At 58.8% G+C, this 8,537-nt stretch carries 7 protein-coding genes; 6 read left to right on the top strand and 1 reads right to left on the bottom strand.

What is annotated here, in order from left to right:
* Positions 1-157 precede the first annotated feature (157 nt).
* A complete protein-coding gene (locus AC1Q5O_RS26525; RefSeq protein ID WP_492567040.1) occupies positions 158-1,099 on the bottom strand; it encodes a threonine/serine dehydratase in 942 nt (313 codons plus the stop codon).
* Positions 1,100-1,391: 292 nt separating this feature from the next.
* On the opposite strand from AC1Q5O_RS26525, the gene AC1Q5O_RS26520 reads away from it, so the two are divergent.
* From AC1Q5O_RS26520 to AC1Q5O_RS26495, 6 genes are all read left to right on the top strand, one after another.
* Positions 1,392-2,381, top strand: a complete 990-nt coding sequence (locus AC1Q5O_RS26520; RefSeq protein WP_492567038.1) for a substrate-binding domain-containing protein — start codon at positions 1,392-1,394, stop codon at positions 2,379-2,381.
* 71 nt (positions 2,382-2,452) lie between these two features.
* Complete coding sequence (locus tag AC1Q5O_RS26515; protein WP_492567036.1) at positions 2,453-3,475, top strand: galactitol-1-phosphate 5-dehydrogenase; 1,023 nt, start codon at positions 2,453-2,455, stop codon at positions 3,473-3,475.
* Positions 3,476-3,519: 44 nt separating this feature from the next.
* Positions 3,520-5,040: an FGGY-family carbohydrate kinase gene (locus tag AC1Q5O_RS26510; RefSeq protein ID WP_492567034.1), complete on the top strand. Its 1,521-nt coding sequence runs from the start codon at positions 3,520-3,522 to the stop codon at positions 5,038-5,040.
* Entirely contained in the window at positions 5,037-6,032 is a 996-nt protein-coding gene (locus AC1Q5O_RS26505) for a sugar-binding transcriptional regulator (RefSeq protein WP_346305145.1), read from the top strand. Before AC1Q5O_RS26510 ends, AC1Q5O_RS26505 begins: the two co-directional genes overlap by 4 nt.
* Positions 6,022-7,518: a sugar ABC transporter ATP-binding protein gene (locus AC1Q5O_RS26500; protein ID WP_492567031.1), complete on the top strand. Its 1,497-nt coding sequence runs from the start codon at positions 6,022-6,024 to the stop codon at positions 7,516-7,518. Before AC1Q5O_RS26505 ends, AC1Q5O_RS26500 begins: the two co-directional genes overlap by 11 nt.
* Positions 7,505-8,512 carry an ABC transporter permease gene (locus AC1Q5O_RS26495; protein ID WP_492567030.1) on the top strand — a complete coding sequence of 336 codons (1,008 nt, stop codon included), beginning with the start codon at positions 7,505-7,507 and terminating at the stop codon, positions 8,510-8,512. The genes AC1Q5O_RS26500 and AC1Q5O_RS26495 overlap by 14 nt, the downstream gene beginning before the upstream one ends.
* Positions 8,513-8,537: the final 25 nt, after the last annotated feature.

Below are 8,537 nucleotides of genomic sequence, written 5' to 3'. Positions count from 1 at the left end.
AGGCTCATAACCTGAAGGTCACAGGTTCAAATCCTGTCCCCGCAACCAATCTCTCAGATACATCTCAAAACAAACTTTTCACAAAACAATCTCAAAACACAAACATAACCCCGCTCCGGCGGGGCTTTGTCGTTTAAGGAAGGCCGGAGCAGCCCTCTTAAAACTGCACAGCGCCCGTATTTGCGCCGCACAGGAGAACGCCAACACGTTCGTCCGGACCGGCAACATATTTCTGCGCCAGAAGCGCGGCAAATGCGGCGGCGCCACCGGGCTCAGCGACAATGCGCAGCCGCTCCCAAAGGGCGGACTGCGCAGCACGAATGTCATCGTCCGAGACAAGCACGGACTGTGCGACAAAATCCCGGGCAAACGGGAACATCAGTTCTCCGACGCGCCTGGGCGCCAGGGAATCGGCGGCGATGCCTTCCGTCGGCGCATCGACGGGTCTGCCTGCGCTGAATGCCCTGCGCAGGGTCGGTGCCCCCTCCGGTTCGACAGCGACGATTTTGACGCGGCCGCAAAACCAGGCGGCAATCCCGCCAATCAGGCCGCCGCCACCCACCGCGACCAACAGGGTCGTGGTGGCAGGCAGGTCCATTTCGATTTCCAGGCCAAGCGTTCCCTGGCCGAGCAGGGTTTCCGGCTGATCGAAGGCGTGTACCGGCATGGCCCTGCGTTCTGCCACGAACTGCTCGCTCGCCGCCAGGGCATCGGCATACCGGTCTCCGGAAACAACGAGGTTTGCACCGTAACTGCGGATGCGGTCCGCCTTGGCAGATGCGGTGACGCCGGGCACGAATATGGTTGCGGGTATGCCAAGCCGCATGGCCGCGTAGGCGACGGCAGCACCATGATTGCCGCCCGACGCGGCAACAACGCCCGTTTCCGGCACTGGGCGGGTGAGCAGGTTGGCAAAGGCGCCGCGCGCCTTGAACGAACCAGAGTGCTGCAGAAATTCAAGTTTGAAATCGACGCCGCGCGGTGGCAGGCCGAAGTCACCGAGATCGGCCCGTATAACAGGAGTATGCCGGATGTGCGGCCGGATGAGACGCTCGGTTTCAACAATGCGTTCCGGCGTGATCTGTATTGGGCTGGACATGGTGCAAACTCACGATGCGAAGAGCCCAACTTAGAGCGCTCTCACCTGCAAATGCAACTTTTGTGGTTTGCTGCAGATCCTTTGTTCACACTGATCCCTCTGCATTTGCCGGACAGACGCCACGTGGGGTGGATGAATATCACATATATTTCAAATGCTTATTTGTTTTCTCCGGCGATCTTGTCAACCGCGTTGACTCATTCGGCAACTTCTGATTATCTAAAATAACAAATGAGCGATATTTGCTCAAATGTAGATTTACCAGAAAAATGAGTCTTTGGGGAGGAAAACCATGCTCAACCGTCGCAGCTTTTTGTTCAGATTCGCCTTTGCCGGAACCGCCATTTCATTGGTGGCAGGTCTGGGCATGACCGCAGCCAATGCGGAAGGCCTGAAAATCGGGTTCAGTCAGGTGACCTTGCAGTCGCCCTTTTATGTGCAGCTCAAGACAGGAGCGGAAGCGGCCGCCAAGGCCGGCGGCGATACACTGGTTTTCCTCGATGCCAATGGCGATGTCAGCAAGCAGAACAATGACATTCAGGATCTGATTACCCAGGGCGTGAACGCGCTGATCATCAACCCGGTCAATCCCGATGCGGTCGTGCCATCGCTCGAAGCAGCCGTTGCTGCCGGTATTCCGGTCATTACGGTAGACCGCAGCGTCAACGGCAAGGGCGTTACCGCCCATGTCGGCCGCGACAACAAGAACATGGGCAAGCTAGTCGGCGAAGCGGTTGTCGCGCGCCTGAAGGCTGACGGTGTCGAGAAAGCCAAGATCATCGAGATCCAGGGCGATGCCGGCGGCGCGGTCATGATGGACCGGCGCGACGGTTTTCACAGCGCCATTGAAGGATCGGGTCACACCATCGTTGAAGGTCCCTATGCGGAATACATCCGCGCCAATGCGGTCACTGCCATGCAGGACCTGCTTCAGGCCAATCCGGATGTGAAGGTTGTCTATGCGCACAATGACGATATGGCGCTGGGCGCCCTGCAGGTCCTGAAGGAAAACAACCGCAACGATGTGCTGGTTGCCGGTGTGGATGGTTTGTCGGAAGCGCTCACCATCATTGCCGACGGCGGCAACTATATCGGTTCGGCGCTGAATGATCCCAAATATCTCGGTGATGTGACAATTCAGGTTGCCCGCGAAGCGGCGGCCAAGAAGCCGGTTTCGTCCTTTGTCGATGCGGGCACGGCGCTTGTAACGTCCAAGAATGTTGCAGATTTCCCCCGCGCCGGACTGTTTGCCGAATATCGCCCGCACGTTCTCGGCCAGTAAGGCCTCCTCCCGAGCCTGCGGAGCAGACCTGTTCCGCAGCTCCCATTATTATAGACCCACAGGATACCATGATGCGTGCAGCAGTTCTCTATGCCCCGGGCGACATTCGCCTTGAAGACGTCCCGGAACCACAGATCAAACCGGGACACGTGATTGTCCGCGTCGCGTCGGTGGGTGTGTGCGGGTCAGATCTGCCGCGCATGCTGATCAAGGGCGCGCACAGGATGCCGCTCATCTGCGGCCATGAGTTTTCCGGTCATATCACTGAGCTTGGCGAAGGCGTTGAAGGCTTTGACCTCGGCGAACTGGTGGCCATTCCGCCGATGCTGCCATGCTTCGAATGCGACCAGTGCCAGAAGGGGCAGTTTTCACGTTGCCATGACTATGATTATTTCGGTTCGCGCCGGGACGGCGCCTATGCGGAATTCGTCTGCGTTCCCGTTTCCAACCTTTTGAAGACACCAAAGGGGATTGACCCAAGAGCGGTCGCCATGACTGATCCTGCGTCGATTGCCATTCACGCAATTTGGAAAGCCGGCGGTATCGGAATGGGTCAGCGCGGCGGCGTCATCGGCTGTGGCCCGATTGGCCTGTTTGCCATTCAATGGCTCAAGCTGATGGGCGCGAGCGATGTGGTTGCCGTCGATGTATCGGAGGAAAAGCTGGCCATGGCGCGGCGTGCCGGTGCAACGCACACATTCCTGTCCGGTGCGGACATTCCCGCCAACTTGCTTTGCGATACGATTATCGAAGCCGCTGGACATCCGTCGTCGATCAACATGGCGGTGAAGATGGCCGCACCGAGCGGTCATGTGGTCTTCATCGGGATTCCGGTTGCGGAGGTAACCCTGGACAACAAGACATTCCAGCATTTCCTGCGGCAGGAGGTATCGCTGCATGGCTCGTGGAATTCGTTCGGCGCGCCCTATCCGGGACCGCAATGGACGGTGACGCTGGAAAAGCTGGGATCCGGCGCACTGGAATGGGAATTCATGATAACTCATGATCTCGACCTTGCCGAGTTGCCGGGAATGTTCGAAAAGTTCCGGACTGACAGGAGCATGTTCTTTTCGAAGGTCATGTTCCGGCCCTGAAAGACTTCGGAAAGAGGCAGGGAATCGAGGGAGGAGACGGCAGGATGACACTTGTCCTGAACTTTGATCTTGGCACGGGAGGAGTCCGCGCCGGTGTTTACGATGTCGAGCGCAGGACCATGCTCTCGCTGTCGGAAGCCAGCTATTCCACCATATATCCCCGTGCAGGCTGGGCAGAACAGCAACCCGAGGAATGGTGGAACGCGCTTCTGAGGGCCGGCCGTCAGGCCGTCGAGCAATGCGGATCGACTGAAATAGCTGCGGTTTGTGTTGCCACGACTGCTTCCTCCGTTGTGATTTGCGATAGGGAAAGCACGCCGCTTTATCCGGCCATTCTCTGGATGGACTGCCGGGCGGCCAAAGAGGCTCGCGCCACGGAAAAGGTTGATCATCCCGTCATGGCCTATAGCGGCGGCGGCGATGCCGTCGAATGGCTGGTTCCCAAGGCGATGTGGCTGGCCGAACACGAACCAGCCATCTTTGCCGAGGCTGATATCATTTGCGAAGCGCTGGATTTCATCAACTACAGGCTGTGCGGCGCGTGGGTAGGCTCGCGCATGAATGCCGCCTGCAAGTGGAATTATGATTCAAAGAATAGCACGTTTGTTCCAGAGATCTATGAAGCGCTCGGTATTCCCACGTTGCGGGACAAGCTGCCGCAAAGGATCGTTCCGGTTGGCGATGCTATCGGATCATTGAAACCGGACGTTGCTGCAGCCCTTGGCATCGCTTCGCAACCGCTTCTTGCCCAGGGTGGCATCGATGCGCATATCGGTGTGCTTGGTGCGGGAACCGTTGCTGCGGGTGGCATGCTGATCATCGGCGGGACATCCGTTGTGCATCTGACACATCTGAAGGAACAGGGGAATGTCACCGGCTTCTGGGGACCTTATCCCAATGCACTCGTCGATGGGTTGTGGCTGGTGGAGGCGGGGCAGGTTTCGGCCGGGTCAATCCTCAACTGGTTCAGCAGCACGATTTTCGGATTGGACGAGCAGGGCCACGGCGATCTGATCCGCCAAGCGTCCGTGGTGTCGGAGCAGGATTCAGGCCTTTTGACGCTCGATTATTGGATGGGCAACCGCACACCCTACCGGGATGCGGATCTGCGCGGGGCAATCCTCGGCCTGTCGCTCAGTCATGATAGGGCAGACATCTATTCCTCGGCGGTGGATTCCATTGCGCTTGGTTCCGCCAATGTCGTTGCGGTTCTGCAAGAACGCGGCGTTTCCGTCGAGCGGATCGTCATGGCTGGCGGCATCTGCAAGAACCCGCTGTGGTTGCAGGCGACAATCGACGCAATCGATCGGCCCGTTCACGTGGCGAGTGATGACAATCTCTCTCTCATCGGAACGGCCGTGTGTTCCGCCCATGCGCTTGGACTGTTTCCCGACCTCATCGCAGCGTCGGAAGCCTGCGCTGCTCCGGCGCGGGAAGTGCAGCCTGACCCCGTGCGCAGCCGGCGCTATCGGGATACGATGGCGCTCTATCGGGATACGACCGAAACATTGACACCGGCGCTGCATGCATTGAGCGCAAGGCAATTGGCGGGGGCTGCACAATGAGCGACGCACGGATCAATCCATCTGTCCGGTTGCCTTCCGACGAGCAGCGGGAGCACCTGATGGTGCGCGTCGCCAAGCTTTATTATGATCTTGAGCGTACCCAGAGCGAGATTGCCACGGAACTCGGTCTGACGCGCTGGCAGGTAGGGCGACTGCTCATCGAAGCCAAGGAATTGGGGGTTGTGCGTATCGAGATCACGCCGCGCGCCTATCGGCGGACGGAGCTCGAGGTGCGCCTGCAACAGGAATTCGGCCTGCGCGACGCCATCGTCGTCCCATCGGGCGGAACGACGGATTCAGCCCTTCTCATGGAAAGTGTGGCGCAGGCAGCGGCGAAATACCTGGCCGGCCTCAATCCCAAGGCCGATCTGATCGGTGTCTCCTGGGGCCGCACCATGTCCGCGGTTGCCAAATTCCTGCCGAACAACTGGAACCCGGGCGTGCATGTGGTTCTGGTGAACGGCTCGACGAATTTGCGTTCGACCTCAACTCATACAAGTGCCGTTGCGGAGGAATTCGCCAAGGCAGGCAACGGCATCGCCACGCTTTTGCCGGTTCCTGCCATATTGGGCAAGAAAAGCACCCGCGAAGTGCTTGAAGAAGATCCAATCATCGAGCGTGTTCTCAAACTTGCGATGCAGGCGGATGTGGTCTGTTTCGGCATGGGCGGCATTACACACGAATCCGTGCTGCTCAGTTCCGGTTATCTTGAAGAGGCCGATATCGACCGGCTGAAAGATGCGGGCGCCGTCGGAGACATTCTTGGCCGTTTCCTCGACAAGGATGGCAACATCGTTGATCAGACGATTGACGACCGCACGGTTGGGCTTCGGCTTGATTACCTCAAGACCAAGCAGCGCTCGATAGGGGTCGTTGCGGGCGAGGAAAAATTGCAGATAGCCCTGGCTGCCCTGAAGGCCGGTTTTGTCTCGGTCATCGTTACAGACGAAGCCACGGCCCGCTATGCATTGGAGGCCGCAAGTGACGACTGATGTTCTGACCGTCCAGCAGGTGTCGAAGAAATTCCCGCCCAATATCACCGCTCTGGAGTCGGCTTCGCTGAATGTCCGTGCCGGAGAGGTGCATTGTCTTCTTGGCGCCAATGGCGCGGGCAAATCGACACTGCTCAAGATCATAGCGGGAGCTTTCCGCCCGACCGACGGTTCGCTTCTGCTGGATGGCAAGCCTGTTGACCTGCATTCTCCGTCTCAGGCCGCGCGGCTTGGCATTTCGATGATCTATCAGGAACTCGATCTCGTCCCGCAACTGACCGTCGAACAGAACCTGTTTCTCGGCCATGCACCGGGCCGGTTTGGATTGATCAATCACAGGGAGCGCCGGGAACGGGCAGCCGCAGCTTTGAAGCGCGTGGGCGCGCATTTCAAACCGGAAGCGCGGGTCGAGACCCTTTCGGTCGCCAACCAGCAACTGACCGCGATCGCCCGCTCGCTGACCATGGATGCCAAGATCATCATCATGGACGAGCCATCGGCATCGCTCAATGAAACCGAGCTTGAGAGCGTGTTCAAGGTCATTCGCGAACTCGTCAGGCAGGGGGTTGCCATACTCTATGTCAGCCACCGGCTGGGTGAACTGCGCGAAATCGGCGACCGGGTCACCGTATTGCGCGGCGGCAGGACCATCGAGACATTCGACGTCAAGAGCACCGGGGATGGCGCATTGGTGGAAGCGATCATCGGCAAACAGCGCTCGCTGATCGAACGGAAAACCCGCGAGCCGGTGACCGGCGATGTCGCGCTCCGCGTCAACCGACTGCGCGGACCGGAAGGACTTGATATCAGCGGTCTCGACGTGCGCTGGGGTGAGGTCGTCGGCTTGACCGGGCTGAATGGCTCTGGTCGCACTTCGTTCCTCAAGTCCCTCTTCGGCGCCAACCGTTTCGACGGTGACATCAAGCTGGAAGGCAAGTCCTTCCATCCGCGTCACCCGGCTCACGCCATCCGCAGCGGTATCGGCCTGGTGCCGGAAAACCGCAAGACGGAAGGCCTCGTCCTGCACGCTCCGATCTACAAGAATGCAACACTGCCATCCATGCGCGAGAGCTGGCTGACGCGCCATTCGCTGCAAAAGCAAAAGACGGCGCCGGTTCTGAAAAGCCTGTCGACCAAATATGGACGGCCGGAGCAGGCTGTCGTGCAGCTTTCCGGCGGCAACCAGCAGAAGGTCGTCCTGGCAAAATGGATCATCAACGGCGCGCGCGTGCTGCTTCTCGATGAGCCCAGCCGTGGCCTCGATATCGGCGCCAAGGCGGATCTCTACAATCTGGTCGACAGGCTCGCCCGGGAAGGGGCTGCCGTCATCGTTGCCAGCAGCGAGCTCGATGAGCTTTATGCCGCCTGCGACACGATCTGGGTCTTTCATGAAGGCCGCAACATCGGCAAATACGATCCCTCGGTTGCGGACCGCGACGCAATATTGAGGGCAACAATTCTGGGTGAAAATCATGTCCAACACTGAAACCGCCTTGCCGCCAGCCGATACGCCGGCATTGGGCAAGCGTCTTGTCGATCTGGCGATCGAGTACAACTTCATCGTCATCTTTCTGGCAGTGGTTGTTATCGCGACCTCGCTGTCGAGCAACTTCCTGACCTTTACCAATATTGCCAATCTGTTTCAGCAGGCTGCGGTTGTTGGCGTGGTTGCGATCGGCATGACTTTCGTCATCCTGACCGGCAATATCGACCTGTCTGTCGGCAGTGTCGTTGCACTTTGCGGCATGCTGGTTGCCGTGCTGATGTCGCACGGCTTTGATCCCTTCGTGGCGGTTGCGATAACGGCACTGGTGGGGACGGCCTGCGGTGCCGGGATGGGGGCAATCAGCGCGCTTGCCCAGGTGCCGAGCTTTATTGTGACTTTGGCCGGGCTCGTCTCGTTCCGTGGCATCACCTATCTGATGACCGACGGTGTACCCGTGAGCGGTCTGCCGCAGGGTTTCGCGTCGATCAGCTCGACGATGATTCCGCTTCTGCCCGGCTTCTCCCTGTCATCGATGGGTCTGATCTTCGTTGTCCTGTGCATTGTCGCCGGGCTGGTGCTGCGCTTCACCGTGTTCGGCGAATATGTCTTCGCGACGGGCGGCAATCCTGAAGCAGCCCGGCTGTCCGGCCTGCCGACCCGCTTCATGATCACGGCGGTTTTCGCGGTGTCAGGGTTCATGGCGGCATTGGGCGGTATTCTTCTGACATCGCGCCTGCGCATTGGCCAGCCTACAGCGGCGCAGGGGCTTGAGCTTGACGCCATCGCTGCAGTTGTGCTGGGTGGTACAAGTCTTTTCGGTGGACGTGGCGGCGTGCTCGGTACCTTTTTTGCCGTGATGCTGCTGCAGGTTCTCCGCAACATATTCAATCTTCTGGGATTGGGCTCCTTCTACCAGATGACTGTCACCGGTATTATCATCGTTGCAGCCATCCTGCTCAATCGCTTCATCGATCATAGGAAGGGTCGGGGATGAACACGCAACAACCATTGGTCCAAAA

Source organism: Phyllobacterium sp. MT110 (assembly GCF_058792715.1).
Note: the sequence above shows the minus strand (reverse complement) of the source record. Positions and strands in the feature narration are given on the sequence as shown.